Here is a 2,375-nt window from a genome sequence, read left to right on the forward strand (position 1 = left end):
CGTTGGCGCTTGCGGTGGGGGCTGCTTCGACGGTGGCGGTGCCGGTGGGTAGTGATCTGGGGTTGGTTGCGGTGTTGCCGTTTCCGTTCTGGGTGGGGGTTTTGTTGTTGAATGGTGCTTTTGTTGTGGCGTTGCGGGGGGATGCTGCGGGTCCGGCGCGTCGTTTGGTGATGTTGTGGCTGGTTGTGGTGCTGGTGTTGGTGCTTTTTGGGACTGCGGCGTTCGTGACGGATGTGCCGCGGGGTGAGGTGGCGTTCCGTCATTTGGGTATCGCGGATGCTCTTTCCTCGCAGGGGATTACCCCGGATACGGATGCGTATTTTAACTGGCCGGGTTTCTTCGCGTTGCTGGCGGCGGTGTTTGGGGCGACGGGTCTTGATCCGGTGGCTGTTGCTTTGTGGGCGCCGGTGTTCAATGTGGGTTTGTGGCTGGTTGCTGTGGGTGTGCTGACGGGGTTCTTGACGCGGGATCCGCGGCGGCGTTGGCTTGTGTTGTGGGTCTTTTGCCTGGGCTGTTGGCAGGATCAGGACTATTTGTCTCCTCAGGCGTTCGGGTTTTTCCTGTACCTCGTTGTGGTCGCGTTGCTTTTGGGCCCGTTGGCTGCGCGGGCTCCGGTGATCGGCGGTTTCCGGCGGGCCGATGTGGCGGTGTGGTGGCGGGGCCGGTCGCCCGCGGAGCCGCTGCCGGGGCGCCGGGTGGGCGCGCTTGTGGTGGTTTTGTTGCTGATCGCGGTGATCTGCGCGAGCCATCAGTTGACGCCGTTTATGGTGCTCATCGCGGTGACCGCGCTGACTTTGAGCGGGCGTGTCTGGCCCAGCCGGTTGCCGTTGATCACTGTGGTGGTGTTGACGTTGTGGCTGGTCTATCCCGCGAGTGCGTACCTTGTCGGGAACCCGCCGTTGGCGGATGTCGGGCTGCTGGCGGCGACTGATGCGAACGTCATCAATCGTCTGGGCGGGTCTGCCGGGCACGTGCTCGTGGTGCAGTCCCGGATTGTTCTTACCCTGGTGCTGTGGGCGCTTGCCGCGGCGGGGGCGGTGCGCGATTGGCGCAGGGGGCGTCTGGACGTGCGGGTGGTTCTCCTGGCCGTGACCCCGTTGCTGCTCTTTCCCGCGCAGGTGTATGGCGGGGAGATGCTGATTCGTGTCTCGCTGTTCGCGTTGCCTTTCATCGCGGTGCTGGCGTGTTCGGTTCTGCTTCCTGCGGATGGCGGCGCACGCCCGTCCGTCCCTGCCGCGGACGGCGGTCCGCGTCATTCCTTCCCCGCCGCGGACGTCGGCACGCGCCCGTCGTTCCGTGCCGTGGGGGGCCTTGCGCTGACGTGTTGCCTGCTGGCTGTGTTGACCGTGACGGGCCGGTTCGGGAACGCCCAGTACGACGTTTTCACCGACGATGAGATCGCCGCTGTCGCGGCCGTGCATCGGCTCGCGCCGCCGGGTTCGTCGATTATCTCGGCTGCCCACCCGACGCCGTGGCGCAGCGAGGCCTACCTCGACCACCGGGCGCGGACGATCGATGACATGTGCCGGTCGGACTTGTCGACGGCGACGTGCGGGCCGGTCGTGTATGACTTTGCCCGGCATAGCCCTGGCGGTGCCGTCGTGTTGTTCACGCGTTCGGCGGAGGCGAGCCTGGTGGTCCAGGGCGCCAGCACCGCGCAGGACGTCGCGGCTCTGGAGGAATGGTTGGGCGCGCAAAGCGGTGTGGAGCTCGCGTTCAGCAACGGCGACGCACGCGTGTACCGGGTGACACCATGAGCGGGGTCAGCCGGCCCACCGTGGTGCTCGGTCTCGCGGCCCTCGCGCTGTCGGTGATGACGATCGTCGGGCTGCCGGCCCCGCTGCAGGCGGTCGCTGCGATAGCCGTCCTGATCCTGCTCCCGGGGCAGGCGCTGACCCGGCTCATTCCGGTAACCGACCTTGCGCTCGTGGTGCTGCTTGTCCTGGCGCTCGGTCTGGCCACGCTCACGGCGGTGTCCACCACGATGTTCTACCTCGCCGTGTGGTCATGGCAGGCGGTCATCGTCGCGATGGGCGTCATCACCATCCTCGCGTGCCTGGCACGCGCACGGCAGGAGGCGGCATCATGATCGATCTGGCGGGACTGCTCGCGACTGCCGCACTGCTCGTCACCCTCGTCGGGCTCGAGGTCCGACGAGCCGGACCAGACACCGGGCAGCCCGCACGCCCGAAGCTTCTGGGCCGAACGCTCAGCCGCGGGGTCTTTGCCGTCATGTGGGGGATGTACGTGCTCCTCTTCGTTCCCCGCGTGCTGGGACTGCTCGCATGAGCCTCACGGCGCAGTGGCGGCTCCTCAGCGACCTCCACCTCGGCGTGTCAGACGAGGACCCCCGCCACCCCGGCAACATACTCCCC

The 2,375-nt window shown here is 66.9% G+C and carries 3 protein-coding genes; all 3 read left to right on the plus strand.

Annotated features, from left to right (window positions below; all coding sequences use genetic code 11):
* Nucleotides 1-2: 2 nt before the first annotated feature.
* From AC1DC5_RS18995 to AC1DC5_RS19005, 3 genes are read left to right on the plus strand one after another with little or no spacing between them, the layout of a single operon-like run.
* The gene (locus tag AC1DC5_RS18995) at nt 3-1,757 is read left to right on the plus strand and encodes a glycosyltransferase (RefSeq protein WP_476866193.1); all 1,755 of its coding nucleotides are present in this window, start codon (nt 3-5) and stop codon (nt 1,755-1,757) included.
* Nucleotides 1,754-2,089 (plus strand): hypothetical protein, encoded by a 336-nt coding sequence (locus AC1DC5_RS19000; RefSeq protein ID WP_476866194.1) that lies wholly within the window; start codon nt 1,754-1,756, stop codon nt 2,087-2,089. Before AC1DC5_RS18995 ends, AC1DC5_RS19000 begins: the two co-directional genes overlap by 4 nt.
* Nucleotides 2,086-2,289 carry a hypothetical protein gene (locus tag AC1DC5_RS19005; protein WP_476866195.1) on the plus strand — a complete coding sequence of 68 codons (204 nt, stop codon included), beginning with the start codon at nt 2,086-2,088 and terminating at the stop codon, nt 2,287-2,289. The genes AC1DC5_RS19000 and AC1DC5_RS19005 overlap by 4 nt, the downstream gene beginning before the upstream one ends.
* Nucleotides 2,290-2,375: the final 86 nt, after the last annotated feature.

Source organism: Arthrobacter sp. 10L424 (assembly GCF_056395325.1).

Excerpts from the sequence above, each read along its gene's own strand:
- AC1DC5_RS19000 (WP_476866194.1), top strand. The coding sequence starts at position 1,754 with ATGAGCGGGGTCAGCCGGCCCACCGTGGTGCTCGGTCTCGCGGCCCTC.
- AC1DC5_RS19005 (WP_476866195.1), top strand. The coding sequence starts at position 2,086 with ATGATCGATCTGGCGGGACTGCTCGCGACTGCCGCACTGCTCGTCACC.